20 protein-coding genes and 1 riboswitch are annotated in these 25,702 nt (G+C 72.6%); of the genes, 5 read left to right on the top strand and 15 right to left on the bottom strand.

What is annotated here, in order from left to right; translation table 11 throughout:
• Positions 1 to 5 precede the first annotated feature (5 nt).
• Genes cobJ through cobM form a run of 3 tightly spaced genes read right to left on the bottom strand, consistent with a single transcriptional unit; the run spans position 6 to position 3,822 of the window.
• A complete protein-coding gene (cobJ, locus tag OIC96_RS37080; protein WP_330303639.1) occupies positions 6 to 1,751 on the bottom strand; it encodes a precorrin-3B C(17)-methyltransferase in 1,746 nt (581 codons plus the stop codon).
• Positions 1,748 to 3,001, bottom strand: coding sequence for a precorrin-6y C5,15-methyltransferase (decarboxylating) subunit CbiE (gene cbiE / locus OIC96_RS37085; RefSeq protein WP_330303638.1), 1,254 nt, complete (start codon positions 2,999 to 3,001; stop codon positions 1,748 to 1,750). Before cbiE ends, cobJ begins: the two co-directional genes overlap by 4 nt.
• Positions 2,998 to 3,822: a precorrin-4 C(11)-methyltransferase gene (gene cobM, locus OIC96_RS37090; protein WP_330303637.1), complete on the bottom strand. Its 825-nt coding sequence runs from the start codon at positions 3,820 to 3,822 to the stop codon at positions 2,998 to 3,000. Before cobM ends, cbiE begins: the two co-directional genes overlap by 4 nt.
• Positions 3,823 to 3,927: 105 nt before the next feature.
• Here cobM and OIC96_RS37095 point away from each other — a divergent pair, with 105 nt between their 5' ends.
• Positions 3,928 to 4,656 carry a ZIP family metal transporter gene (locus OIC96_RS37095; protein ID WP_330303636.1) on the top strand — a complete coding sequence of 243 codons (729 nt, stop codon included), beginning with the start codon at positions 3,928 to 3,930 and terminating at the stop codon, positions 4,654 to 4,656.
• Between the two features lie 17 nt (positions 4,657 to 4,673).
• Here OIC96_RS37095 and cobI read toward each other — a convergent pair whose 3' ends face one another.
• From cobI to OIC96_RS37145, 10 genes are all read right to left on the bottom strand, one after another.
• A complete protein-coding gene (gene cobI / locus OIC96_RS37100) occupies positions 4,674 to 5,405 on the bottom strand; it encodes a precorrin-2 C(20)-methyltransferase (RefSeq protein ID WP_330303635.1) in 732 nt (243 codons plus the stop codon).
• Positions 5,402 to 6,748, bottom strand: a complete 1,347-nt coding sequence (locus tag OIC96_RS37105) for a cobyrinate a,c-diamide synthase (RefSeq protein ID WP_330303634.1) — start codon at positions 6,746 to 6,748, stop codon at positions 5,402 to 5,404. The genes cobI and OIC96_RS37105 overlap by 4 nt, the downstream gene beginning before the upstream one ends.
• Positions 6,745 to 7,344: a cob(I)yrinic acid a,c-diamide adenosyltransferase gene (gene cobO / locus OIC96_RS37110; RefSeq protein ID WP_327427738.1), complete on the bottom strand. Its 600-nt coding sequence runs from the start codon at positions 7,342 to 7,344 to the stop codon at positions 6,745 to 6,747. Before cobO ends, OIC96_RS37105 begins: the two co-directional genes overlap by 4 nt.
• Positions 7,344 to 9,353 carry a putative cobaltochelatase gene (locus OIC96_RS37115; protein ID WP_330303633.1) on the bottom strand — a complete coding sequence of 670 codons (2,010 nt, stop codon included), beginning with the start codon at positions 9,351 to 9,353 and terminating at the stop codon, positions 7,344 to 7,346. The genes cobO and OIC96_RS37115 overlap by 1 nt, the downstream gene beginning before the upstream one ends.
• Positions 9,350 to 13,003, bottom strand: coding sequence for a cobaltochelatase subunit CobN (cobN, locus tag OIC96_RS37120; RefSeq protein ID WP_330303632.1), 3,654 nt, complete (start codon positions 13,001 to 13,003; stop codon positions 9,350 to 9,352). The genes OIC96_RS37115 and cobN overlap by 4 nt, the downstream gene beginning before the upstream one ends.
• Complete coding sequence (locus tag OIC96_RS37125; RefSeq protein ID WP_330303631.1) at positions 13,000 to 14,532, bottom strand: cobyric acid synthase; 1,533 nt, start codon at positions 14,530 to 14,532, stop codon at positions 13,000 to 13,002. Before OIC96_RS37125 ends, cobN begins: the two co-directional genes overlap by 4 nt.
• Positions 14,529 to 15,485 carry a cobalamin biosynthesis protein gene (locus OIC96_RS37130; RefSeq protein ID WP_330303630.1) on the bottom strand — a complete coding sequence of 319 codons (957 nt, stop codon included), beginning with the start codon at positions 15,483 to 15,485 and terminating at the stop codon, positions 14,529 to 14,531. Before OIC96_RS37130 ends, OIC96_RS37125 begins: the two co-directional genes overlap by 4 nt.
• 119 nt (positions 15,486 to 15,604) lie before the next feature.
• Positions 15,605 to 15,745: riboswitch (cobalamin riboswitch) on the bottom strand.
• A gap of 349 nt (positions 15,746 to 16,094) precedes the next feature.
• Positions 16,095 to 16,310: a hypothetical protein gene (locus tag OIC96_RS37135; RefSeq protein WP_330303629.1), complete on the bottom strand. Its 216-nt coding sequence runs from the start codon at positions 16,308 to 16,310 to the stop codon at positions 16,095 to 16,097.
• A 20-nt stretch (positions 16,311 to 16,330) separates the two neighbouring features.
• Positions 16,331 to 17,572 carry an inorganic phosphate transporter gene (locus OIC96_RS37140; RefSeq protein ID WP_330303628.1) on the bottom strand — a complete coding sequence of 414 codons (1,242 nt, stop codon included), beginning with the start codon at positions 17,570 to 17,572 and terminating at the stop codon, positions 16,331 to 16,333.
• 178 nt (positions 17,573 to 17,750) lie between these two features.
• Positions 17,751 to 18,500, bottom strand: a complete 750-nt coding sequence (locus OIC96_RS37145; protein ID WP_330303627.1) for a lysozyme — start codon at positions 18,498 to 18,500, stop codon at positions 17,751 to 17,753.
• 196 nt (positions 18,501 to 18,696) lie between these two features.
• On the opposite strand from OIC96_RS37145, the gene OIC96_RS37150 reads away from it, so the two are divergent.
• From OIC96_RS37150 to OIC96_RS37160, 3 genes are all read left to right on the top strand, one after another.
• Complete coding sequence (locus OIC96_RS37150; protein WP_330303626.1) at positions 18,697 to 19,428, top strand: class II aldolase/adducin family protein; 732 nt, start codon at positions 18,697 to 18,699, stop codon at positions 19,426 to 19,428.
• Between the two features lie 804 nt (positions 19,429 to 20,232).
• The gene (locus OIC96_RS37155) at positions 20,233 to 21,360 is read left to right on the top strand and encodes an alpha/beta hydrolase family protein (protein ID WP_330303625.1); all 1,128 of its coding nucleotides are present in this window, start codon (positions 20,233 to 20,235) and stop codon (positions 21,358 to 21,360) included.
• Between the two features lie 285 nt (positions 21,361 to 21,645).
• Positions 21,646 to 23,049, top strand: a complete 1,404-nt coding sequence (locus OIC96_RS37160; RefSeq protein ID WP_330303624.1) for a hypothetical protein — start codon at positions 21,646 to 21,648, stop codon at positions 23,047 to 23,049.
• Between the two features lie 54 nt (positions 23,050 to 23,103).
• Here the strand turns inward: OIC96_RS37160 and OIC96_RS37165 are convergent, their stop codons facing one another.
• On the bottom strand, positions 23,104 to 23,526 hold the full coding sequence (locus tag OIC96_RS37165; protein WP_330303623.1) for a VOC family protein: 423 nt from the start codon (positions 23,524 to 23,526) through the stop codon (positions 23,104 to 23,106).
• Between the two features lie 105 nt (positions 23,527 to 23,631).
• Positions 23,632 to 24,522, bottom strand: a complete 891-nt coding sequence (gene ypfJ / locus OIC96_RS37170) for a KPN_02809 family neutral zinc metallopeptidase (RefSeq protein WP_330303622.1) — start codon at positions 24,520 to 24,522, stop codon at positions 23,632 to 23,634.
• 188 nt (positions 24,523 to 24,710) lie between these two features.
• Here ypfJ and OIC96_RS37175 point away from each other — a divergent pair, with 188 nt between their 5' ends.
• On the top strand, positions 24,711 to 25,631 hold the full coding sequence (locus OIC96_RS37175; RefSeq protein ID WP_330303621.1) for a hypothetical protein: 921 nt from the start codon (positions 24,711 to 24,713) through the stop codon (positions 25,629 to 25,631).
• The last annotated feature ends 71 nt before the right edge of the window (positions 25,632 to 25,702 follow it).

Below are 25,702 nucleotides of genomic sequence, written 5' to 3' on the forward strand. Positions count from 1 at the left end.
TCGGCTCACTTGGGTTCCTCCTGCCAGCGGTAGCCGCGCGGCGTCACCATGCGCCCGGCGATCTCACGGGTCGCCGTGTTGCCCACGGTCACGACCGTCATCATGTCGACGATCGCCGGATCCAGGGACCCCAGCGTCGTCACCCGGCTCGACTCGTCCGGCCGGGAGGCGTTGCGTACGACACCCACCGGCGTCGTCGGCTCCCGGTGCCCGGCGAGGATCGCGAGGGCCTTCGGAAGCTGCCAGTCGCGTCCCCGGCTGCGGGGGTTGTAGAACGTCACCACGATGTCGGCCTCCGCCGCGGCCCGTACCCGGCGCTCGATGACCTCCCAGGGAGTGTGGAGATCGGAGAGGCTGATCGACACATGGTCGTGGCCGAGCGGCGCGCCCAGGATCGCCCCGGCCGCGAGCGCGGCGGTCACGCCCGGCACCCCGACCACGTCGATGTCGTCGGACGCCTCGGCCAGCGCGGGCGACGCCATCGCGTACACGCCCGCGTCGCCGCTGCCGATCAGCGCGACGGCCTGCCCGCGCCGGGCCTCCGCCACCGCCGTCCGCGCCCGCTCCTCCTCGGCACCGAGCCCCGACTCCAGGATCCGGGTGCCGGGCCGCAGCAGATCGCGGATCTGGTCGACGTACTGGTCGAGCCCGACGAGCACGGACGCCCGCCGCAGCTCGTCCTTCGCGCGCGGCGTGAGCAGGTCACGGGCGCCGGGCCCGAGCCCGACCACCGCGAGCCGCCCGCGCGCCACCCGACGCACGACGGCACAGGTCGCCATCGCGGGCTGCCCGTCCGCACGCTCCGACTTCCGCTTGGGGACGAGGAGTTCACCCCCGCGGACGAGCGCGGCGGCCTCCGCGACGGAGGGGGTGCCGACGGCGGCGAGCGGCGCGTCCGAGGGGTTCGGCACCTCCACCTTCGCCAACTCCTCGGCGGTGTACGTCACTACGGGCACCCCGAGCCGCGCGGCGGCCTCGACGATGCCGGGCTCGTCGGCCTTGGCATCGACGGTCGCCAGCTCCGCGACGGACTTCACGGACAGCCCGGCGTCGCGGAGAGCGTCTTCGACGAGCCCGAGGACCTCGTCGGCCGGGGCGCCCTTCGAGGCCCCGACGCCGACGACGAGGGACGGCGGCCGGAGGACAACTTCGGCGTTGGCGCGCTCGACCACACGGTCGCTGATCCGCAGCCGGTACTGCTGTGGGCAGTCGTCCCGCAGGGCGGGACGGGTGGGCACAGCGTCCAGCGCCGGGTTCCCCACGTTCGCCGGCAGCGCGGGCAGAGGCCAGCTCACCTCCGCCTCCAGCACCACGGGTTCCCCGTCCAGCATGGCCCTGGACACCCCGGCGACATCACCCTCCACCGGGAAGCCGAGCGTGTCCAGCCCCGGCACCCCGACGGAGTCCGTCGCCGTCGTCACCACAGGCTCCGCGCCGAGCAACTCGCCGACCTCGCGGGCGAGTTCATTCGCCCCGCCCCCATGCCCTCCGACGAGGGACACGGCAAACCGCCCCGCCTCGTCGACGCACACGACGCCCGGGTCGGAGGCCTTGTCGCCCAGCAGGGGTGCGACGAGACGTACGACCGCCCCCGTGGCAAGGAAGCACACCAGCTGGTCGCACTCCGCGAACGCGGCCCGTACGGCGTCCCCGACGGGCCCGTCGTACACACGGACACGTGTGGGCCAAGCCGTGGCCAGCCGGTCGCGGGCCACCGCCCCCGCCGCCGTGGCGGAAATCAGGCCGATCACTGGGGGACTCCTTCGGTACGGGCCGGAGGCCGGACGCCCCACAGCAGAAAAACGGGATTGGTGGCCGACAGCCGGCTGACGCCACCCGGCAGCGGCGCGAGCCGGGACGACTGCAGCAGCACGCCGTCGCAGTCGAACCCGGCGCCGGTGAGCGCCTCCCGGGCAGCGGGCACCCGGTCGAGCGCGGCCATGGCGACCACGACGGCACGCCGGGCCCGCCGCGCGCAGACCGTGACGATGGCGGGCAGTTCGCGCCCGCCGCCGCCGATGAAGACCGCGTCCGGATCGTCCAGATCGGACAGCACCGTGGGCGCGGCCCCATGCACGACTCGTACGTCCACGCCGTGCGCCTCGGCGTTGGCACGGATCCGCTCGACCCCGTCGAGCGTCTTCTCGACCGCGGTGACGGCGGCGCCGAACCGCGCGCACTCGACGGCGACGGACCCGGAGCCCGCGCCGACGTCCCAGATCAGCTCGCCGAGGCGCGGCCCCAGCCGGGCCAGCGCGAGCGCCCGTACCTCGAACTTGCTGATCATCGAGTCGCGGTGGGTGAACTCGCTCTCGTCCAGGGCCCATCGGGAAGGCCCGGACGGCGGTCCGGCGACGGTCCGTACGGGGGCGAGGGCACGTGACTCGTCCAGGCACAGGACGACGCTCACCGCCGTACCCCAGTCACGGGCCGCGGCCTCGGCGGGCGTGACCCGCTCCACGCGCTCGTGGCCGGGGTCGCCGAGGGCGCTCGCCACGACGAGGACGCGATCGCCGGAGCGGTACGCGAGGGCGGCGCCCAGCTCGGCGGGCCCGGAGCCGGGACCGGTGAGCACGGCCACCTTCGGGTGCGAGCGGCAGACGTTCAGCGCGGTGCGCAGGTCGCGCCCGTGCGCGCTCACGACCACCGCGTCGTCCCAGGGCAGCCCGAGCCGCGCGAAGGCGGTGGCGACGGACGAGACACCGGGGCGGACGTCCAGCCGCTCCGCCCCGAACCGCTCGGCCAGCGCGCGGACGATCCCGAAGAAACCGGGGTCGCCGGAGGCGAGGACGACGACCCGGCCGTCCCGCTTCTCCAGATACAGTTCGATCGCTTCCAGAGCGGGTGCCAGCGGCCCCAGGACGATGCGCTCGGCGCCCTCCGGCAGCCGCGCCGCCGTCAGATGCCGCCGGGCGCCCACGACGAGCCCGGCGTCGGCGAGCTGGGCCTCGGCGTCCGGAGGCAACGGCGCCCCCGTCCCCGTACCGACCACGACGATCACGACGTACTGCCCTTGCGCGCCGCACGCAGCTCCGCGCGGGCCCGCGGGTCGGCCTTGCGGAAGCCGTGGAAGTGACCGGGGTGGTAGAGGTGCGAGCGGGTGCCGCTCGCGTCGAGCGCCGGGCCGACCAGGAACAGGGTGTGCTTCCAGAGCTTGTGCTCCTTGACGGTCTCCTCCAGCGTCTCGATCGTGCACTTCACGATCAGCTCCTCCGGCCAGGTCGCCTGGTACGCGACCACGACCGGAGTGGACGTCGGATAACCGCCCTCAAGGAGCTCCCGTACCAGCTGACCGCTGCGCGCGGCGGACAGGAACAGCGCCATGGTCGTCCCGTGCCGCGCGAACTCCCGCACCTCCTCCCCGGGCGGCATCGGCGTCTTGCCGCCGCCGAGCCGGGTGAGGATCACGGACTGCGCGACCTCGGGAATCGTCAGCTCGCGCTGCGCGAGCGCGGCCACGGCGGAGAAGGACGAGACACCGGGGATGATCTCGGTCTCGACGCCGATGTCCGCACACCGGTCGAGCTGCTCCTGCGTACCGCCCCAGAGGGCCGGATCGCCGGAGTGGATCCGGGCCACCTTCAGCCCTTCCGCCGCGGCCCGCTCGTACACGGCGACGACGTCCTCCAGGGACATCGTCGCGGAATCCAGGATCTCCGCGTCCTCGCGCGCGTGGTCGAGGACCTCGGCCTGCACCAGGCTGGCCGCCCAGATCACGACGTCGGCCTCGGCGATGGCACGCGCGGCGCGGAACGTCAGCAGGTCGGCGGCGCCGGGCCCTGCCCCGACGATGGTCACCTTGCCGGTGGGGGCATCGGCCATGGGAATCGGTCCTCTCCTACGAAAAACTCGGGTGCTGCGAAAAGATCAGTGGCTATGTGGCCGTTGGACATGCGCGAACGGGCCTTGATCGGATAGCAAGGGCGTATGGCGGTCCTCGTCGCGCTCGGCGCGTTCCTGATGACGCTGGCCGGCGGCTGGACGGCACAGCGCGTGACCGACCGCCGCCACCTGGTGCTGGGCCTCGCCGGCGGCCTGATGCTCGGCGTGGTCGGCCTGGACCTGCTGCCGGAGGCGCTGAACGCCGCGGGCAACGAGGTCTTCGGCGTACCGGCCGCCCTGCTGCTGTTCGTCGCCGGGTTCCTGCTGGCCCACTTGGTGGAGCGCCTGCTGGCCCACCGTCAGGCCGCGCACGGAGGCGAGGAGAACGGCGGACGCGCGCCCGAGGTGGGCCTGACGGCGGCCTCCGCGATGGTCGGCCACAGCGCGATGGACGGCGTAGCGATCGGCGCCGCCTTCCAGGTGGGCGGCGGCATGGGCCTGGCGGTCGCCCTCGCGGTGATCGCCCACGACTTCGCGGACGGCTTCAACACGTACACGATCACGAGCCTGTACGGGAACGAGCGCCGCAAGGCGATCACCATGCTGTTCGCGGACGCGGTGGCCCCGGTGGTCGGCGCCGCCTCCACGCTCTTCGTGACCATCCCGGAGGAGCTGCTCGGCGGCTATCTCGGCCTCTTCGGCGGTGTACTCCTCTACCTCGCCGCCGCCGAGATCCTCCCCGAGGCACACCACGTGCACCCGGCGCGCTCGACCCTGCTGTGCACGGTCGCGGGCGTGGGCTTCATCTGGCTGGTGGTGGGCATCGCGAACTGACCCGCCGCCCGGACCACTCACAGCTTCCCGCCGCGCCGGCCGTCGCGCCGGGCGGGCGCGATGAGCGTGGAGAGATACGGCAGTGGTCCGCCGTCGAGCTCGCCCGCGGGCCGGATCGACTCGTCCTCGAGCCCGAGCGCGGACCCCCACACGGCGTCGTCGATCCGCCCGGTCTCGCGCAGCGCCTCCGCGACCTCCCGCGCCTGCCGCCCGAACTTGTAGGCGACGACCGTGCCGGGTCCGTTCAGGGCGTCCTTGAGCACCTCGGCCCCGGCGGTCACCGGCACCAGGGTGAGCGGCTCGGTCCCCTCCGTGAGCACGGCCCCCGACCGGGCGGCGAGATCCTGCATGGCGGTGATGCCGGGCACGGTCTCGATCCCCGTACCCGGTACGAGCTCGCCGATGGTGTGCGCGAGATAGGTGAAGGTCGAGTACACGTTGGGGTCGCCGATGGTGGCGAACGCGACGACCGCGTGCTTCCTGAGCAGCTCCGCGATCCGCGCACCGGCGGCGTCCCAGGCGGCCTCGCGGCGCCCCCGGTCGGACCGCTCGTTGAGCGCGAACACGACCCGGAGGACCTTCTCCTCGGGCACGTAGTGCAGCACGGTCGCTTCCGCCCGCCCACGCTCCAGGGTGTCCATCACGGGTACGACCACGACCTCGGCGGTCCGCAGAGCGTTGACGCCCTTGACGGTCACCAGCTCCGGGTCACCGGGCCCGACCCCGACTCCGATCAGCTTGCTGCTCATGACGTCAGGCACCTCTCCACGAACCGACGGGCGACACCGGGCTCGGCTGCCCAGTGCGTGTGCAGATAACTCGCGTGCACACCTTGTTGTACGAAACCTTCGACCCGCCGCTCAGGGGCGTGCACACCCCAGGCGGGAGCCGCCCCGGCGCCCGGTTCGACCACGGTCCGGTGAAACTCGTGCCCGCGCATCCGGGTCCCGACGCCCGCGAGCACACTGTCGCTGACGGCCACTGCGTCCCGGTAGCCCAGGGTGAGCCGTTCGCTCATCCGGGCGGTGGCGTCGAGCACCCCGCACATGGGCTGCCCGTCGAGCTCGCGGGAGAGATACAGCAACCCGGCGCACTCGGCGGCGACGGGCGCGCCACCGAGCGCGAGTTCGGCGACCGCCTTCCGCAGCGGCTCATTGGCGGACAGCTCGGGTGCGTACACCTCGGGGAACCCGCCCCCGATGACCAACCCGGCCGTACCGTCCGGCAGTTGCTCATCCCGCAGCGGATCGAAGGGGACGACCTCGGCTCCGGCCGCGGCCAGCAGCTCGGCATGCTCGGCGTAGGAGAAGGTGAAGGCGGCGCCACCGGCCACGGCGACGACCGGGCGTTCTCCCGTGGCGCCGGACGGCGGCTCCCACGGATCCTCCGGCAACGCGGGCGCGCTGCGCGCCAGCGCCAGCAGCGCGTCCAGGTCGCACCCTCGCCGCACCTGCTCGGCGAGCGCGGCCACGGCCTCCACGGCCTCCGCGCGCCGCTCGGCCACCGGCACCAGCCCAAGATGCCGAGACGGCGTGTCCACCTGCGCGGCACGCCGAAGCACCCCGAGAACGGGCACCCCCGACTCGTCGAGAGCCTCCCGCAGCATCCGCTCATGCCGCTCGGATCCCACCTTGTTGAGGATCACCCCGGCGACCCGCACCCCGGGATCCCAGGAAGCGAAACCGTGCACCAGCGCGGCCACGGACCGGGACTGCGACGACGCGTCGACGACCAGCACCACCGGCGCCCGGAGCAGCTTGGCGACATGAGCCGTGGAGGCCAGCTCCCCCTGCCCCGCGGCCCCGTCGAACAGCCCCATCACGCCCTCGACCACAGCGAGATCGCAGCCCCGCGCACCGTGCGCGAACAGCGGCGAGACCAACTCCGCCCCGCACAGATAGGCGTCGAGATTCCGTCCCACGCGCCCGGTCGCGAGCGCGTGATACCCGGGATCGATGTAGTCGGGCCCCACCTTGTGCGGGGACACGGCAAGCCCCCGCGAGGCGAAGGCCGCCATCAGCCCCGTGGCAACGGTGGTCTTGCCGCTGCCCGAGGAGGGCGCGGCGATGACCAGCCGAGGGACGGACATCACCACTCGATACCCCTCTGGCCCTTCTGGCCGGCGTCCATCGGGTGCTTGACCTTGGACATGTCGGTCACGAGATCGGCGAACTCGACCAGCTTCTCGGGAGCGTTGCGCCCGGTGATCACGACATGCTGAGTCCCGGGCCGGTCCCGCAGAACGGCCAGCACCTCATCGACGTCCACCCACCCCCAGTGCATGGGGTACGCGAACTCGTCCAGGACATACAGCTTGTACGTCTCGGCGGCGAGATCCCGCTTGACCTGCTCCCAGCCCTCGCGGGCCTTCTCCTCGTTGTCCATCTGGGAGTCGCGCTGGACCCAGGACCAGCCCTCGCCCATCTTGTGCCAGTCGACGGACCCGCCCTCGCCGGAGGCACCGAGCACGCGCAGCGCGTTCTCCTCCCCGACCTTCCACTTCGCCGACTTGACGAACTGGAACACCCCGATGGGCCACCCTTGATTCCAGGCCCGCAGCGCCAGCCCGAACGCGGCCGTCGACTTGCCCTTCCCGATCCCCGTATGCACCACGACAAGGGGACGGTTCCGACGCTGACGCGTCGTCAGTCCGTCCTCCGGTACGACACTCGGCTGCCCCTGCGGCATTACGCGGCCCTCCTCGAAGTCCCCTGCACATCCCTGACAAGACCGGCGATGGAATCGGCCCGCAGCTCCTCCAGCGTCACCGCGGTGCCGCCCAGTTCACCCGCGAGCTGCCCCGCGAGCCCGAGCCGCACCGGCCCCGCCTCGCAGTCGACGACCACCGAGGCGACCCCGTCGGCCGCGAACAGCCGCGCCGCACGCCCCGCGAGCGCGACCGGCTCCGGCCCGCCCGTGGCCCGCCCGTCGGTCACGACGACGACCAGCGGCCGCCGCGCCGCGTCCCGCAGCCGCTCGACCCGCAGCACATCGTGCGCCCGCAGCAGCCCCGCCGCGAGCGGCGTCCGCCCGCCCGTGGGCAGCGACTCCAGCCGGGCCGCCGCCGCGTCCACGGACGAGGTGGGCGGCAACGCGACCTCGGCGTCCTTCCCGCGGAAGGTCACCAGCCCCACCTTGTCCCGCCGCTGATACGCGTCGAGCAGCAGCGACAGCACCGCACCCTTCACGGCACTCATCCGCTGCCGCGCCGCCATCGACCCGGAGGCGTCCACGACGAACAGCACGAGGTTGCCCTCACGCCCCTCCCGCGTCGCCTGCCGCAGATCGTCCCGCCGTACGACGAGACCGCGCCCCGACCGGCCGCGCGCCCGCTGATGCGGCGCCGCCGCCTGCACGGTCGCCGCCAGGTGCAGCTTGGTGAGCGCCCCCTGGGGCCGCCGCGAACCGGTGGTCCGACCGTGCTCGGTCCGCGCCCGCGAACGCCGCCCGGCCGCGCCCTCACCGAGCCCGGGCACGCTCAGCACCTTCGCGCGAAAGGGTTCACCGGCGCGTACGGGGGACTGCTCGCCGCCACCCCGCGCGGCCGGCGCCTGCCCGTCGTCCGAGGGCTCGCCCTGCGCCGGAACGTCACCGGCGGGGGAGTCCCCCTCCGGCCCGTCCTGCGGCGGCTGCCCGCCCCCGCCGGGCCCGTCCGGATCCGGATCGTCGTCCTGGTCCTCGCCCTGCCCGCCGAACTCCTCCAGCGTCTCGTCGAGCTTGTCCTCGTCGAGTCCCGGCGCGTCAAAGGGGTTGCGCCGCCGCCGGTGCGGCAGCGCGAGCAGCGCCGCCTGCCGTACGTCCTCGGCGAGCACCTCGGTCCGCCCCGCCCACGCGGCGAGCGCGGTCGCGGTCCGGGCCATGACGATGTCGGCCCGCATGCCGTCGACCTCGAAGGCCGCGCAGGTCGCCGCGATCTGCCGCAGCACCCCGTCACCGAGCCGCACGGACGGCAACAGCTCCCGCGCCGCCACGATCCGCGCCCGTACGGCGGACTCCTCATCCGCCCACCGCACGGCGAAACCGTCCGGATCGTCGTCGTACGCGAGCCGCCGCCGTACGACCTCCACCCGCTGATCGGGCTCCCGCGAGGCCGCGACCTCGACGGTCAGCCCGAACCGGTCGAGGAGCTGAGGCCTGAGCTCACCCTCCTCAGGGTTCATGGTCCCGACGAGCAGGAAGCGGGCGGCATGCCGTACGGAGACGCCCTCGCGCTCTACGTACGAGGCGCCCATCGCAGCAGCGTCCAGCAGCAGGTCGACGAGATGGTCATGGAGAAGATTGACCTCGTCGACGTACAGGATCCCGCGGTGCGCGTCGGCCAGCAGGCCGGGCTCGAAGGCCTTCACGCCCTCCGCGAGCGCCCGCTCGATGTCGAGCGCGCCGACCAGCCGGTCCTCGGAGGCGCCGACGGGCAACTCCACCATGCGGGCGGGCCGTTGGGTGCCCGCGCCGACCTCGTGCGGGCCGTCCGGGCAGGCCGGATCGGGCGCGGCGGGCGCGCACGAGAAGCGGCACCCGGCGACGACGTCCACGGCCGGCATCAGAGCCGAAAGGGCGCGTACGGCCGTGGACTTGGCGGTGCCCTTCTCGCCGCGGACCAGCACACCGCCCACGGCCGGCGACACGGCGTTCAGCAGCAGCGCGAGCCGCAGATCGTCCTGGCCGACCACGGCCGTGAACGGAAACGGAGTACTCACTGGTCGTCGCCCTCCAAGTCGCCTTCGAGCTCCAGATAGGTGGCGCGCAGCCGCTCAAGGGTGTCCGCGTCCGGCTCGGCCCACAGCCCCCGGTCGGCGGCCTCCAGCAGACGTTCGGTGATCCCGCGCAGCGCCCATGGGTTGGACTTCTTCATGAAGTCCCGGTTCTCCGGGTCGAAGACGTACTCCGCGCTGAGCTTCTCGTACATCCAGTCGTCCACGACCCCCGCCGTGGCGTCGTACCCGAAGAGGTAGTCGACGGTCGCCGCCATCTCGAAGGCGCCCTTGTAGCCGTGGCGCCGCATGGCGGCCATCCAGCGCGGGTTGACGACACGGGCGCGGAACACGCGGTGTGTCTCCTCGCCGAGGGTGCGGGTCTTCACCTGGTCCGGTACGGCGCTGTCACCGACGTACGCCTCGGGGCTCGCGCCCGTCAGATGCCGGACCATGGCGACCATGCCGCCGTGGTACTGGAAGTAGTCGTCGGCGTCGACGAGGTCGTGCTCGCGGGTGTCGACGTTCTTCGCGGCGACGGCGATCCGCTTGAACGCGGTCTCCATGTCGCCGCGCGCCGCCCGCCCGTCGAGCCCGCGCCCGTAGGCGTAGCCGCCCCACACCGCGTACACCTCGGCGAGGTCGGCGTCGGAGCGCCAGTTGCGGGCGTCGATGAGCGGCAGCAGACCGGCGCCGTACGCGCCCGGCTTGGAGCCGAAGATACGGGCCGTCGCGCGCCGCCGGTCGCCGTGCTCGGCGGTGTCCTCGTCGGCGTGCTTGCGCACGTAGTTCTGATCGGCGGGCTCGTCCAGTTCGGCCACGGCCCGCACCGCGTCGTCGAGGAGCCCGACCACATGCGGGAACGCGTCCCGGAAGAAGCCGGAGATCCGGACGGTGACGTCGATGCGCGGCCGGCCCAGCTCCGCCAGGGGCACGACCTCGAAGCCGGTCACGCGGCGCGAGGCGTCGTCCCAGACCGGACGGCAGCCGAGCAGCGCGAGGATCTCGGCGATGTCGTCGCCCTGGGTGCGCATGGCGGACGTACCCCAGACCGTCAGCCCGACGGACGTCGGGTATTCGCCGGTGTCCTGGAGGTACCGCTGGACGAGCGAGTCGGCGAGCGACTGCCCGACCTCCCAACTCAGCCTGGAGGGAATGGCCTTGGGGTCGACGGAGTAGAAGTTGCGCCCGGTCGGGAGCACGTTCACCAGCCCGCGGGTCGGCGAACCGGACGGGCCCGCCGGGATGTAACCGCCGTCAAGTGCCTTGAGGATGTGGGTGATCTCGTCCGTCGTACGGGCCAGGCGCGGCACGACCTCGCGGCAGGCGAACTCCAACACCGCGACGGCGTCCGGGAGTTCGGCGCCGAGGACCTCTCGTACGAGAGCGGGGACGGCCGCGGCCTCCCAGCCGCGCTCCTCCATGCCCTCCGCGACCCGGCGGCACAGCTGCTCAAGGAGGTCGATCGCGTCGGCCGCCGTACGGGCCGGGCCCTCGACGAGGTCCGTCAGCTCCACCGGCACCTTCACCGGCGCGCCGGGCTCGGCCAGCAGCTCCTTCTCGACCAGGCCGAAGTACTCGGCGAGGCAGGCCCGCAGACCCGGCAGCGCGTTCGCGGCGCCGCCCCACACCTGCGAGGCCCGCAGCACGGCCAGCACGAGGTTCACGCGCGGCTCGGCCTCCGGGCCGCCGCCCAGAATGTGCAGGCCGTCGCGGATCTGGACGTCCTTGATCTCGCACAGATAGCCGTCGATGTGCATGACGAACGAGTCGAACTCGCCGTCGTCCGGCTGCTCGTCGACATGCAGGTCGTGGTGCAGCTCGGCCGCCTTGACCAGCGTCCAGATCTGCGCCCGTACGGCCGGGGCCTTCGTCGGGTCGAGGTCGGACACGAGCGCGTACTCGTCGAGGAGCTGCTCCAGCTTCGCGAGATCGCCGTACGTGTCCGCGCGCGCCATCGGCGGTACGAGGTGGTCGACGACCGTGGCGTGACCGCGGCGCTTGGCCTGGGTGCCCTCGCCGGGGTCGTTGACGATGAAGGGGTAGATGAGCGGGAGTTCGCCGAGCACGGCGTCGGGGGCGCAGCCGCCGCTGAGCCCGAGTCCCTTGCCCGGCAGCCATTCCATCGTGCCGTGCTTGCCCATGTGCACGATGGCGTCCGCGCCGAAAGAGTTGTCCAGCCACCGGTACGCCGCCATGTAGTGGTGCGACGGCGGCATGTCCGGGTCGTGGTAGATCGCGATCGGGTTCTCGCCGAAGCCGCGCGGCGGCTGGATCATCACGACGACGTTCCCGAACTGGAGGGACGCGAGCACGATGTCGTCGCCGTCCACGTACAGGCTGCCCGGCGGCTCGCCCCACGCCTCCAGCATGCCGTCGCGCAGCTCGGGGTCGAGCTTGTCGAACCATGCCTGGTAGTCGGCGAGCGGTACCCGCGCGGGGGCGGCGGCGAGCTGCTCCTCGGTGAGCCATTCGACGTCGTGGCCACCGGCGTTGATGAGCCGGTGGATCAACTCGTCGCCGTTGTCGGGGTGCCCCTCGACGACGTACCCGGCGTCCCGCAGCGCGTCGAGGACCCGCACCGCCGACGCGGGCGTGTCGAGGCCGACGGCGTTGCCGACCCGGGAGTGCTTGGTCGGGTAGGCGGTGAAGACGAGCGCGAGCTTCTTGTCCGCGTTCGGCTTGTGCTTCAACTGGGCGTGCCGCACGGCGATTCCGGCGACGCGCGCGGCCCGCTCGGGGTCGGCGACGTAGACCGGGACGTCGTCCGGGCCCTGCTCCTTGAAGGAGAAGGGGACCGTGATGAGGCGGCCGTCGAACTCCGGGATCGCGACCTGCATCGCCGCGTCCATGGGGGAGAGGGCGGCGTCGGACTCGTCCCAGGCGGCCTTCGACGAGGTGAGGCAAAGGCCTTGCAGCACAGGGATGTCGAGGTCGGCGAGCGCGCCGATGTCCCAGGCCTCCTCGTCGCCGCCCGCGGACGCCTGCGAGGCGTGCGTGCCGCCCGCCGCGAGCACGGTGGCGACCAGCGCGTCGGCCTTCCCGAGGATCTCGTACAGGCCCGCGTCCGCGCCGCGCAGCGAACCGCAGTACACGGCAAGGGCGTTGACGCCCCGCGCCTCGATCGCGTCGCACAGCGTGTCGACGAAGCCGGTGTTGCCGGACAGCTGGTGCGCCCGGTAGAAGAGCACACCGACCGTCGGGCGGCCCTCGACGAACTCGCGCTCGCCGTGGACGCCGTACTCCGCCATCTTGCGCGGCTCCTCGAAGCCCTCGCCCGTCAGCAGCACGGTGTCGGAGAGGAAGCGGGCCAGCTCGGTCAGGTTCTCCGGGCCGCCCTCGACGAGATACCGCAGCGCCTCGGCCACCACACCCGCGGGCACCGACGACTCGGCCATCAACTCGGCGTCCGGGACGGCCTCTCCGCCCAGCAGCACGGTCGGGATGCCGGACGCCTTGAGGAAGGCGAGCCCGTCCTCCCAGGCACGCTTGCCGCCCAGCAGCCGTACGACGGCGATGTCCGCGCCCTCGACGAGCGCGGGCAGCTCGGCCGTGACATTCACCCGGGTCGGATTGCCGATCCGGTACGGGGCGCCGGAGGCACGGGCCGCCAGCAGATCCGTGTCGGCGGTCGACAACAACAACACTGTGCTCATGCGGGCGCTCCCGGTGGAATGAAAGGCAGTCCTGATGGCGCGCCCGACTCGATGAGCCGCCAGAGCGCGTCCGTGTCCGCGTGTTCCTCGATCAGATCGCCGAGCCGGTCCAACTGCTCCTCGCGCAGCGCCGCGAACGACGTGTCGGCGGCCGGCACGAAACGGCGGCCCGCGGCGGCCGCCACCTCGCGCAGAAAGGCACGCCGGAACCCGTCCGACTCCAGCGAGCCGTGCCAGTGCGTGCCCCAGACGGCGCCGACCCGGCAGCCGTCCAAGAACGGCTCGCCGCCTGTCACGTCGGCGACACCGTGGTGGATCTCGTACCCCTCGACGTACTCGCCGAGCGCTTCGCCGACCGGCCGGGTGAGGGTCTTCTCGCGCGCGAACCGCACGCGTACGGGGAGGAGCCCGAGCCCGTCGACCTGACCGGCGCGCGACTCGACCTCGTCCTCGATGTGCTCGCCGAGGACCTGGAAGCCACCGCAGATGCCCAGCACGGGCCGCCCCTCGGCGGCCCGGCGTGCGATCGCGTCCGCGAGTCCGCGCTCCCGCAGCCACTCCAGCGCCTTCACCGTCCCCCGGGTCCCCGGTACGACGACGAGGTCGGCGTCTGCCAGCTCCTCGGCCCGGTCCACGAACCGCACGACGACACCCGGCTCGGCGGCCAGCGCGTCCACGTCCGTGAAGTTGGACATCAGGGGGACCGCGCAGACGGCGACCCGCAGGACGTCCGCGCCGACGGGTTCCGCCACGACGGACTCCCGCACGGCACCCCGCAGCGAGACGCGCAGCCCGTCCTCCTCGTCGATGCCGAGACCGTGCTGGAAGGGGAGGACGCCGTAGGAGCGCCGCCCGGTGAGGCCGTGAAGCATGTCGAGCCCCGGCTCCAGCAGGGAGACATCCCCCCTGAACTTGTTGACGAGGAACCCGGCGACGAACTCCTGGTCCTCGCGCGACAGCAGCGCGACCGTCCCGAAGAACGAGGCGAACACGCCCCCGCGGTCGATGTCGCCGACGACGAGCACGGGCAGCCGCGCGTTCCGCGCGATCCCCATGTTCACGATGTCCGTCCGCCGCAGATTGATCTCGGCGGGACTCCCGGCCCCCTCACAGATCACCGCGTCATACGTGCCCCGCAACTCGGCGAGGCAGTCCAGCACGGTCCCCAGAAGGGCCTCCTGGCGCCCGCCGTGATAGCCGCGCGCGGTCATCTCACCCACCGGTTTGCCCATGAGGACGACCTGACTGCTGCGGTCGCTCCCCGGCTTGAGCAGCACGGGATTCATCAGCGCGGTGGGCTCGACGCGCGCGGCCTGCGCCTGCATGGCCTGCGCGCGCCCGATCTCGGCGCCCTCGCGGGTCACGAACGAGTTCAGCGACATGTTCTGCGCCTTGAACGGCGCGACCTTGACGCCCTGCCGCACCAGCCACCGGCAGATCCCGGCGGTGACGACGCTCTTGCCGGCGTCGGAGGTGGTCCCGGCGACGAGGAGTCCGCCGCCCGTTCCGCCGCTCGTTTCGCCGCTCATGAGGTACGTCCCTTCGCGAGAAGTCTCTGGGAGAGCAGTCGCCCGGCGGCACTCACGCCGAGGGCGAGCCAGCTCACACGCCGCGACAGCCGTACGGCCCGCTCGATGTCGTCGACTTGGACGGCGCGCCCGGTGCGGTTGAGCACGGGCCGGTGCTCGACCCGCCCCCCGTAGGCGAGCGTCCCGCCGAGCCGCACCCCGAGCGCCCCCGCGAACGAGGCCTCCACAGGCCCGGCGTTGGGGCTCGGATGCTTACGGGCGTCGGCACGCCAGGCGCGTACGGCACCCCGCGGATCACTTCCGGCCGCGCTCGCGAGCACGGCGGTCAGCCGAGCCCCCGGCCACCCGGCCACATCGTCCAGGCGTGCGGAAGCCCACCCGTACCGCCGGTACTTGGGGGACTTGTGTCCGACCATGGCGTCGAGCGTGTTCACGGCGCGGAAGGCGACCAGCCCGGGTGCGCCGCCCACAGCGCCCCACACCAGTGCCCCCACCACCGCGTCGGAGGTGTTCTCGGCGACGGACTCGACGACGGCCCGCGCGATGCCGTCGGAGTCCAGCGCCTGGGGATCCCGCCCGCACAGATGGGGCAGCCGCTCCCGGGCCACCTCGACATCGCCGGCCGCGAGCGCGTCGCCGATCGCGCGGGCCTCGCGGCCGAGGGAGGTCCCCCCGACTACGGCCCAAGTGGCGGCGGCGGTCAGCGCGATGGAGGCGGTACGGGAGGCGCGTACGGAATGGCTCGCGAGCGCCGCGAGCCCTGCGGCACCGCCCACGCACACGGCGGTGTGCAGCGCGCCCCACCCGCGGTGGTCCCGCCACAACACCCGCTCCACGGCTCCCGCGGCCCGCCCGAACGCGGCGACCGGATGCCCCCGGCGAGGGTCGCCGAGCAGCAGGTCGCCGAGGAGGCCGGCGGTGGCGCCGTACGCGAAGACGCGATCGGCACGCATCGGTTCAGCCGACCGTCGGGTCGGGAACAACCGTCGTTCGCGTCACTCGCGTCGTTGGCAGGGCACTTGGGCAGCCGCGCATGGCGATATGTCCTCACTCAGGGTGTCCACGCCCTGGTTCGACGAGACCGGCGGTGAGAGTTCCTGGCTCCCGGGGACTTCCTTCCCCGGTGACAGTGGCGGGACCGCGCCGGACTCACACCGGCTTCCTCTCATGCCGCCGTACTTGGCTCGGGCAGTCCACCACGGGGTTGGAAGACCCGTCAACTTGCTGTTGACCTGCGACGGGGGAGTGTGCTGAGACCCACACCGCCGCCACCCCGGCCTGCCCGACGAGACCGACTTGCACCGAATTCCCCTGTGGGGGGCGGCAGTCCACGGATGCGCTGATGATCACGGAGCGTAGGCATCCGAAATGCCTGGCAAGACGCTCTGCGTGAAGGTGCGGAACGGGTACGCCGAGCTGTCCCGCCGCTTTCCCGCCGACGCGGAAAAAGAACCGCCCTGCTCACCGTCACCAGGAAACGGTGACCGATGAGCAGGGCGGCAAGGATCGTGCGGTCCTCAGAGGGGATCGTGCGGTGCTCGCACCACGATCGGCCGGATGCTTCAGGCGACGATCAGGGAGATGCCGTACGCCACCGCCGCAGCGCAGGCCGCGAAGCAGACGTACGCGCCCGTGGCCGCCGCGGCGGCCGGACCGCCCTGGGCCGACTCCTTCTTGGAGAGGCCGACGACGCCGAGGGTGAAGAGGCCGACGAGGGCCACGGTCACTCCGAGGCTCACTCCGATGACGGACCCGAGGGCTGCCCAGTCGATGTTCATGCTGTTTCTTCCTTTGGGTCTCAGGCCATGGCCGACGGAGCCGACGGGTTCGCCGCGGTCTCGGCGGGAGCCGGAATGGTGGCCGTGAGGTCATCGGTGAGGCTGCCGGCCGGGGGCGGGGTCACGGCGGCGATGGCCGTGGTCACCACACCGGCGGGCTCCTCGGTCTCGTTGACGTTGGTGGCGTCGACGACCTCGCGACGCGAGATCCGCCAGATCGCGGCGCTGGAGGCGACCAGGAAGACGGCGACGAGCGCGGTGCCCCAGTCGCCGAGGCCGGTGACCCACTCGGCGCCCGCGCCGACCAGCGCGGCGGCCGGCAGCGTCAGACCCCAGGCGACGAACATCCGGGTGGCGGTGGACCAGCGGACCACGCCGCCCTTGCGGCCGAGGCCGGCGCCCATCACGGAACCGGAGACGGAGTGCGTGGTGGAGAGGGAGAAGCCGATGTGGGAGGAGGCCAGGATGACCGTGGCCGCGCTGGTCTGGGCGGCGAAGCCCTGCTGCGGCTGGAGGTCGGTCAGGCCCTTGCCCATCGTGCGGATGATGCGCCAGCCGCCCAGGTAGGTGCCGAGCGCGATGGCGAGACCGGCGGAGAGGATCACCCAGACCGGCGGATCGGCGTCGGGGGCGATGGCGCCACCGGCGATCAGGGCCAGGGTGATGATGCCCATCGTCTTCTGGGCGTCGTTGGTGCCGTGGGCCAGCGAGACCAGACCGGCGGAGGCTATCTGGCCGGCGCGGTAGCCCTTCGCGGTGGCCTTGGTGTCGGCGTTCTTACTGAGCCTGTACGACAGCCGCGTGGCGAGCATCGCGGCGATGCCCGCGACGATCGGGGCCGCGACGGCGGGCAGCAGCACCTTGCCGACCAGGACGTCCCCGTGCACCGCGCCGGTGCCGGCGGAGGCGATGGTGGCGCCGACCAGGCCGCCCATGAGGGCGTGCGAGGAACTGGACGGGAGGCCGACGAGCCACGTCAGCAGATTCCAGAGGATGGCACCGACAAGCGCCGCGAAGATCACTTCGGGCTGGATGCCGGATTCGTCGACGAGGCCTTTGGAGATCGTGTTGGCGACCTCCACCGAGAGGAAGGCGCCGACAAGGTTGAGGACGGCGGACATAGCCACCGCGACCTTGGGCTTGAGCGCGCCGGTCGAGATGGTGGTGGCCATCGCGTTGGCGGTGTCGTGGAAACCGTTCGTGAAATCGAACACGAGAGCGGTGACGATCACGATTCCGAGGAGGAGCGTGATGTGTTCCATTTACCCAGGCTTCTGTTTGACGTCAGTGGCATGTGGACCGTAGGCAACCTGGGTGAACGGAAGATGAACTGGGGCGGGCGATGGGGTGTCTCAAAGGGTGGACCGCCCCTCCGTTTGTGTCGAAGGGGCGGCCGGCCGGCTCGAACGAAGGCGGAATATCGGGCTCCGAGGGCCGTTTCTAGCCCCGCGTGAGCTTCTTGAGCTGAGTCATGGATCCGTTGAAGAGATTCTGGTCACCCGGCAGGCTGCCGCTGTTGTCGTACTGCCAGAACGTCCAGTACGACCAGCCGGCGGGCAGCGCGCCCGCGTCCGCCGAGTCGTAGCGGGCGAGCCACAGGGCGTGGTTCGCGGCGAAGGCGCGACTGTTGCCGGTGCAGGTGTTCCACCAGTGCGTGGTCGTGTAGATCACCGGACGGCGGCCGGTCTCCCGCTTGATCTCGTCGCTGAACGCCTTGATCCAGCTCACCATCTTGGCCTTGCTCAGGCCGTAGCACTTGTGCGAGCTGTACGGGTTGTACTCGATGTCCAGCGCTGGCGGCAGCGTCCAGCCGTCCGCGCTCCAAGCGCCGCCGTTGCGCACGAAGTACGCGGCCTGGGTGGCGCCGGACGACTTGTTCGGCACCGCGAAGTGGTAGGCGCCGCGGAGGATGCCCGCGTTGCGTGCGCCGTTGTACTGCTGGCTGAAGTACGGATTGTGGTACGTGTGGGACTCGGTCGCCTTGACGTAGACGAACCGGGCGCCCTTCGCCTTCGCGCTCGACCAGTCGACGTTCTTCTGATGCGAGGAGACGTCGTGCCCCTTGGGTTTGCTCGCTGCGTCGGCCGGGAGCGCGGCGAGAGCGGTCCCCCCGGCGGTGAGTGCCGCCACGACGCCCGCGGCCGCAAAGCCCCGGGCGCGACGACTTAACGGTTTGTGATCACGGGCCATATTTCCCCCCGGAATGGCGACGTGCACGACAAATCCCCCAGAGGTTACTGGAAGATCACCGAATGCCCGTCCATCGCCAGCCAATCGCCAATAGAGGGGGATGTATGCCCATATGCGACCTTACGGACGCCCGGGTTCCGCCCTAAAGTGCCCTCGCCTGCGGCGCGTTGACGACGCTGCCTGGCAGGATCGCGGCATGGCTGAGCAGCGGCGGGACGCACGGGACATGCGGGGGGACGCACAGGTTGCGCCCGAGCGGGGCGAGTTGGACGGGAGGGGCGTGCGGGACGCGGTGGAACGGGCGTGGGACGAGCTTGTCGCGACGGCCCGCCGGACGGTGGCCGACGGGCTGGTCGTCGGTACGTCGGGCAATGTGTCGGTACGCGTCGACGACACCGTCCTGGTCACGCCGACGGGAGTGCCGTACGACCGGCTGACGCCGGATGACGTCGTCGGTGTGGATCTCGACGGCCGGCAGGTGCTCGGTTCGTTTCTCCCGACGAGCGAACTGCCGATGCATCTGGCGATCTACCGCGCGACGGACGCGCGCGCCGTCGTCCACACCCACGCGGCGCACGCGACGGCCGTCTCGACGCTCGTCCCCGAGCTCCCGCTGATCCACTACATGGCGGGCGCCCTCGGCGGACCGGTCCGTGTTGCCCCCTATGCGACATACGGCACCCCGGAGTTGGCCGAGAACATGCTCCAGGCCCTCACCCACCGCACCGCCTGCCTCCTCCAGAACCACGGCACCATCGCCTACGGAGCTTCCCTGAACCAGGCCTACGACCGCACGGCCCAGCTGGAGTGGATGTGCCGAGTCTGGCTCCTGTCCTCCTCACTCCCGGGCCTGACCCCCACGCTGCTGTCCCCGACCCAGGTGGAGGAGGCGGGCCGGCGCCTAGGGGACTACGGCCAGAAGAACTAGCCCGCTACACCACCTCCGGGCCGACCTGGCCCGGCCTGCGCCTCCCGCCCGGTCCACGGCCTCCAGTGCTCGCCCACCGGGCGGCCCCCGCTACTCCGCTCACCGGCCAGGCCTGCGGTGCTGCGCCCGCCGCCTGCCGGCCGGGCTCGCGCTGGTCCGCCTGCCGGCCGGGCTCGCCGGTCCAGTGCGTGATGCTCGCTTGTCGATCCAGCCTGTCGTGCTCCGCCCGCCGGGCGTGCGTCAGTCCGCCTGCCGGCGGGGCCTGCCGGCCCAGCCCGTGCTGCTCGCCGGCCATGCTCCGCCTGTCGACCGGGCCGTCGCGCCTGCCGACCGGCCCCGCTACTGCGCCGTCGATAACGCCCACGATGCTCCCCCCCATCGGCCTGGCGTGCGGCTTCGCCCGCCGGCCCGGTCTGCGGTGCCCCGCCCACTTGGCCCGGTCTGCGGTGCTCCCCCCGCTGGGCCGTCCTCGCCTGCTCGTGCAGCAGGGCTTCCCAGCTTCCCCTTGTCTGTTCTCCGCCGGGGCGAACATCTCTATCCCGCCGCGACGGCGCTCAGCCGAGACGTGCCGACCCGGCGGTGCCGAACGATCCGGCGCCCCGGAGGTCTCGTGCCGCTGTGCCGACGAGGGCGTCCTGCCACCGCGACGGCGCTCAGCCGAGACGTACCGACCCGGCGGTGCCGACCCGGCCGTGCCGAACCATCCGTACCGTTGGAAAACACCCGCCCCACCCCCGGCGAAAGACGTCACCCCGCCCCCGCCCCCCGCTGGCCGATAGCGGGCTCCCCCGGGAGACTGAACCCGTGCGCACTGTCAAAGCGACGGCCGCGGCCGTCACCGTAGCCATAGCCGCGGGCATAGCCTCCGTGGCGGCGGGCCGGTTCGCCAGCGACGCCGCGCTGAAGGCGCCGCCTGGCAGGCCCCTGCCCACCGAGCCCCGGCTCACCGTGCACGGCACGACGGCGGGCGGGATCACGCTCACCCGGGACCTGGCCTCTCAGCGCCCGGGCACGTACGGCCTCGCCGGCGACGGCTCCCACGCGGTCGTCGGCCCGGTCATGAACGCCACCCCCCACCCCGTCGACACGGTCGTACGCCGCCTGGAACGCGTCACCCACGGAGCCCTGAATCCCGGCGACAAGGTGTGGCTCACCCCGAACCTGTTCATCGGCAATCCGAGCGCCGCCCTCGGCCTCGACCACGCCGACGTCGACGTCCCCGGCGAACTCGGCGCCCTGCCCGCCTGGTTCGTGCCCGCCGTCCGTGAAACCTGGGTGATCACGGTGCACGGCCTGGGCACCACCCGCGAACATCCGATGAACGTGATGAAGTTCCTGAACCGCCACCACTTCTCCGTACTCGACCTCGCCTACCGCGGCGACCTCGGCGCACCCCGCTCCCAGGACGGCCTCAACCACCTCGGCGAGACCGAGTGGCGCGACCTCGACGCCGCCATCCGGTACGCCGTGCGGTACGGCGCCGAGAAGGTCGTCCTGTACGGCTGGTCCACCGGCGCCACCATGGCCCTGCGCGCCGCGGCGCACTCCGCGCTGCGCGAGCGGATCTCCGGGCTCATCCTGGACTCGCCCGTGCTCAACTGGGAGACCACGCTGCGCGCCCTCGCCACGGCCCGCCGCACCCCCAGCGCCCTCCTGCCCCTCGCCGTCCGCGCCGCCCAGGGCCGCACGGGCCTGCACGGCGACCGCCTCGAGAACGCCGCGCACCCCGACCACCTCAAGGTGCCGACCCTGGTGCTGCACGGCCCGGACGACACCATCGCCCCCTGGGGCCCCTCGCGCCGCCTCGCCGAGCGCCGCCCCAACCTGGTCACCCTCTACACGGTCCCGCACGCCCCGCACGGCGCCATGTGGAACGCCGACCCGGCAGGCTACGAAGAGGCCCTCCGCCGCTTCCTCACCCCCTTGATGTAGCCCCTTGGCGTAGCCGGCCGGAACCCCCTTGGCGCATACCTCCGGGCCCAGCCCCTGGTGCGGGCCCGCGCCGACCGGACCGCCGGTCCCGACGAGGCACCCCGGCGGACCCGGGTGCGCCCTTCCGGTTCGGCCCCGGACAACTCTCATGGGGGCTCATTCCCGTCTCACGGGGGCTCTTTCCCGCGTGTCGAGCGCTCTGAGAACCCCGTGCGCCCACCACCCCCGTCGCCCGCCGTGGCATTCCGTTTGGGTTTTCGGACTGTCAACCGGAAGACTGCACCCGTGACGTCCCGTAACCCGCGCGACTCCAGGCTCCGACTCGTCAGCCCGCGGCCCCTGGCCGCCGCCCCCCGAGCGGTGACCCAGCGCCGCACGCGCCGCCCCGCACCGCGGCCGCCCGAGGGCACACCGCCGCCCGCGGAACTGGCCCGAATGGCGCGCACCGGCCTGGCCGACGCGGCCCGTGTCGCCCGCTGGGCCGACGCCGCCCTGCGCCCGGGGCGCGACGGCGCGAACCCCGACGGCAAGGGCACCCTCTCGGATGCCACCGCCGAACGGGCCGCCGCCGACCTGGGGCTGACCCCGTCTCAGGTCCGCGCCCACTGGGACACCGCACGCCTGGCGGGCCTCGTCGAGGTGCACGGCGACAGCGCCCGCCCGGGCTGGCGGCTGCGCGCCTGGAACCGCGACGACAGCGCCGTGCTGCGCGGCTGGGTCGCCCTCTTCGACGCCTGGTCGCTCGCATACCCGGAGCCGGTGGACCGCGAACCCGCCGCCGTCGCCGAGGTCGTCTCCGCGATGCCTCAGGTGCTCTCCTTCCTCCAGCTCTCCGCGGGGCCCGTCCCCATGGAGCAACTCCTCGACCTGCTCGAACAGCGCGTCACGGAACTGCGCACCGAGCGCTGCGAAATCCCCTACGGCCCCCAGCCGGAGGCCGCCCCGGAGGCCGCCGAGGTCGCGGACGCCCCCCTCGCCCCCCTTCTCGACTGGGCCCTGCACGCCCTCGCGTCCGTGGGCGCGCTCACCTGCACCGACGGCCAGGCCACCCTCACCCCGCTCGGCAGCTGGGCGGTCTGGGTCAAGCTGGAGCAGATCTGCGTCGCCGCGCAGAGCCCCGCAGGGAACATCGAGCAGAACGCCGAGGGCATGCTCCGCGGCTGCGCCCAGCTCCGCCCCAACGCGGCCCGCGCCGAGTACCGCGCCTGGCTCGCCGCCCGTCCCGTCGGCAGCGCCGTCACCGAGCTCCTCGACGCCGCCCGCGGCGACGACGCCCTCACCCGCGGCCTCGCCTTCGAGGCGCTGCGCGTGGTCGGTGCCCCCGCCGAGCCCGACGTACGCGCCGTGGCCGAGGAGACCTCGCTGCGCCCCTACGCCCTGCTGTGGCTCGCCGAGCACGACGGCCACGACCCCGAGGACGCCCACGAGGTGCTCACCCGCGAGGAGTCCACCTGGCTGTGGGTCGACACCGCGGCCGCCGTCGCCGACCACGGTGAAGCCCCGCTCCTCGTACGGCACTTGGAGTCCGCGGTGCAGCCCACCGTGCCCGCGCTCCTCGACGAGGTGCGCGCGGTCGGGCACCCTCGCACCGTGCAGGTCCTGGTCGCCCTCGCCGCCGCCCACCCGGACCCGGCGCTCGCCAAGGCCGTACGCCGTGCCGCCTTCCAGGTGCACACCGGGGGAAGCTGACGGGGAGTCGGCGGGGTCACCGACCGGGGAACGGACGGGGGAGCGGGCGGGGTCCTACGCCCGTATCTCCGGGGCGTAGGTGCCGAAGCTCCAGATGTTGCCCTCGAGGTCGCGGGCCATGTAGTCCCGCGAGCCGTAGTCCTGGTCCGTCGGGGGCATCAGGATCTCGGCGCCGTGGTCCACGGCGCGCTGGTGGTGTGTGTCCACGTCGTCCACCACCACGTACACCCCCGTCGGGCCGGCGTCCTTCATCGCGGTGTCGAAGACGCCGCCGCGGCCCTTGGAGCCGAGCATGACCGCGCCATGGCCCTGGACCAGCTCGGCGTGCAGCACCGTGCCGACCCCGTTCTCGTCGCTCTCGTACACCGACGCCTCGGTGAAGCCGAAGGCTTCCGTGAGCTGCCTGATAGCCGCCTTCGCGTCCGCGTACAGCAGTGTCGGGTAGATGCTGGGGCGTCCGCCGTCCATGCCTGCCATGCCGATCACTCCCACTCGTCCAGCCGCCGGAATCCGACCTGTTGCCCAGTCTTGCACCGGCCACTGACAACGCCCCGCCGCGTGGCGGCCGCCCGCCGTCCGGTCTCAGCGGAAGGTGTTGCACCGCGCCATGTCGCCGCTGCTGTAGCCCTGGTAGAACCACTGCTGCCGCTGCTGGGCCGAGCCGTGCGTCCAGGTCTCCGGGGTCACCCGGCCCTGGAACTTCTCCTGGATCCGGTCGTCGCCGACGGCCGCCGCGGCATCCAGGCCGTCGCGGATGTCGGTGTCCGTGAGGCTGGTGATCAGCGGCCTGCCCGTCGACGGGTCCTTCGTCGTCGTCGCGTGGTGCGCCCACACCCCGGCGTAGCAGTCGGCCTGCAGCTCCACCTTCACCGAGTTGCTGTTCGCGCCGGTCACGCCGTCCTGCGACCTGCTCAGCGTCCCCATCAGGTCCTGCACATGGTGCCCGTACTCGTGCGCCACCACGTACGCCTGCGCGAACGGCCCGCCACTGGAGCCGAACTTGGTGCGCAGATCGTCGAAGAAGCCCAGGTCCAGATAGACCTTGCGATCGCCGGGGCAGTAGAAGGGCCCGACGGCGGACGTCGCCGCGCCGCACGCCGTGCCGACCTGGTTGCTGAAGAAGACCGTGGGAGAGCGCGTGTACGTGCCGCTGCGGCGTGCGAACTCCTGCGTCCAGAAGGCCTGCACGCTGTTGACCACCGCCACCATGCGGCAGTCCTCCTGGGCGTTCGCGTCGCTTCCCTTGCGGCAGGTCTGCTGGACCTGCGCGAGGGACGAGGAGGTCGCCGCGGGCTGGTCGTTGCCGGAGGAGAGGCCGAGCTGGTCGGGACCGACTCCGAAGAACAGTCCGATGAGCAGGGCGATCAGCCCGGCGATGCCGCCACCGACGGTCGCTCGGCCGCCGGGGATTCGACTGCCGCGCACATCCTGGACCTCGGAAGTATCCAGGTCGGCGTCGTCGTCGAACTGCATGGGCACACCACCCTCTGCCGTACGTCGCTCTGTGGCGCCATCCTCGTACGGCCTCAGGTCCCCGGCCCCGGGCGGAGGTCCGAACGGGGGACGTACCTGTCCCGTCCGCCGTGTTCCGACGCCGGTCCCGGCTGCCCGCCCCTACGCTCTGCGCCTGATCCGTGGGCTGTGGTGGCAAGGGGGGCGAGATGGCCGTGCTGTCGACCGAGGTGACCGAGGCGCTCCCGACCGTCCCGGCTGCCACGAAGAGCGCGGCCACGAAGAGCGCGGCCACGAAGAGCGCGGCCACGAAGAGCGCGGCCACGAAGAGCGCGGCCACGAAGAGCGCGGCCACGGAGACTGCGCCCCTGGAGACCGCGGCCGTGGGGTTCCCACCCTCCCTCGTCCGGCGCCGCCCCCTTCGCCCCCTCCTGCCCACCGCCCTCGCCCTCCTCCTGGCAGCCCCCCTGCTCGCGGCGGCCCACCAGGCCCGCACCGCCCCCTACGGAGACCGCCTCACCGCCCACACCCTCCACGCGCGCGTGGAGCACGCGACGCGACCCTCGCTGCGTACGGCAGGGGCCACCGTCGAGGCGTACGACGCACAGACCGGGCGCCCCCGGTGGACGTACACGCGGGAGGGCCGGCGCCCGCTCGGCGTGCTCCCCGCGCGCGGGGACGCGATCGCGCTCTGGGACGACGGACTGGTCACCGCCACCGTGCGCGGCGACGGCAGCGCGGTGCGCTGGCACCGGGCCCTTCCCGGGGCCGCACCCTGGCTCGCCGCCCACGGGGGAGCGGGCGTGCTGCGGGCCCTCGGCCCCCGCATGCTCGCCGTCGTCACCCCGCAGCGCGTCGCCGCGTACCGCATCGCCGACGGCGACCTGCGCTGGCTGCTGCCCGCCCGCCCCGGCTGCGCCTTCGTGCCCGCGCGCGCGATGCGTGCCCGCGCGGCGCTGCTGATCGCGCAGCCCTGCGCCGCCACCGACAGCTGGACCGGCGAGATCATCGCCGTGGACGACCTGGGCAGGATCACCCCGGAGCGCGCGCCGCTGGACAATGAGCGACGGGGCGAGCGTCACAGTCTCGAACGCGCGCACACCGGAAAAGTGGTTGCACGGCCCCGTTAGACTTGGCCCATGGCCATTCTCCTCGCGCATTAGACGGCGGGAACGTCCTCAGCCGTCCACCCCGCCACCCA

It is taken from the genome of Streptomyces sp. NBC_00775, assembly GCF_036347135.1.
Taxonomy (GTDB): Bacteria; Actinomycetota; Actinomycetes; order Streptomycetales; family Streptomycetaceae; genus Streptomyces; species Streptomyces lutosisoli.

Excerpts from the sequence above, each read along its gene's own strand:
- cobM (WP_330303637.1), bottom strand. The coding sequence starts at position 3,822 with ATGGCCGATGCCCCCACCGGCAAGGTGACCATCGTCGGGGCAGGGCCC.
- OIC96_RS37095 (WP_330303636.1), top strand. The coding sequence starts at position 3,928 with ATGGCGGTCCTCGTCGCGCTCGGCGCGTTCCTGATGACGCTGGCCGGC.
- cobI (WP_330303635.1), bottom strand. The coding sequence starts at position 5,405 with ATGAGCAGCAAGCTGATCGGAGTCGGGGTCGGGCCCGGTGACCCGGAG.
- cobO (WP_327427738.1), bottom strand. The coding sequence starts at position 7,344 with ATGCCGCAGGGGCAGCCGAGTGTCGTACCGGAGGACGGACTGACGACG.
- cobN (WP_330303632.1), bottom strand. The coding sequence starts at position 13,003 with ATGAGCACAGTGTTGTTGTTGTCGACCGCCGACACGGATCTGCTGGCG.
- OIC96_RS37125 (WP_330303631.1), bottom strand. The coding sequence starts at position 14,532 with ATGAGCGGCGAAACGAGCGGCGGAACGGGCGGCGGACTCCTCGTCGCC.
- OIC96_RS37130 (WP_330303630.1), bottom strand. The coding sequence starts at position 15,485 with ATGCGTGCCGATCGCGTCTTCGCGTACGGCGCCACCGCCGGCCTCCTC.
- OIC96_RS37135 (WP_330303629.1), bottom strand. The coding sequence starts at position 16,310 with ATGAACATCGACTGGGCAGCCCTCGGGTCCGTCATCGGAGTGAGCCTC.
- OIC96_RS37140 (WP_330303628.1), bottom strand. The coding sequence starts at position 17,572 with ATGGAACACATCACGCTCCTCCTCGGAATCGTGATCGTCACCGCTCTC.
- OIC96_RS37145 (WP_330303627.1), bottom strand. The coding sequence starts at position 18,500 with ATGGCCCGTGATCACAAACCGTTAAGTCGTCGCGCCCGGGGCTTTGCG.
- OIC96_RS37150 (WP_330303626.1), top strand. The coding sequence starts at position 18,697 with ATGGCTGAGCAGCGGCGGGACGCACGGGACATGCGGGGGGACGCACAG.
- OIC96_RS37165 (WP_330303623.1), bottom strand. The coding sequence starts at position 23,526 with ATGGCAGGCATGGACGGCGGACGCCCCAGCATCTACCCGACACTGCTG.
- ypfJ (WP_330303622.1), bottom strand. The coding sequence starts at position 24,522 with ATGCAGTTCGACGACGACGCCGACCTGGATACTTCCGAGGTCCAGGAT.
- OIC96_RS37175 (WP_330303621.1), top strand. The coding sequence starts at position 24,711 with ATGGCCGTGCTGTCGACCGAGGTGACCGAGGCGCTCCCGACCGTCCCG.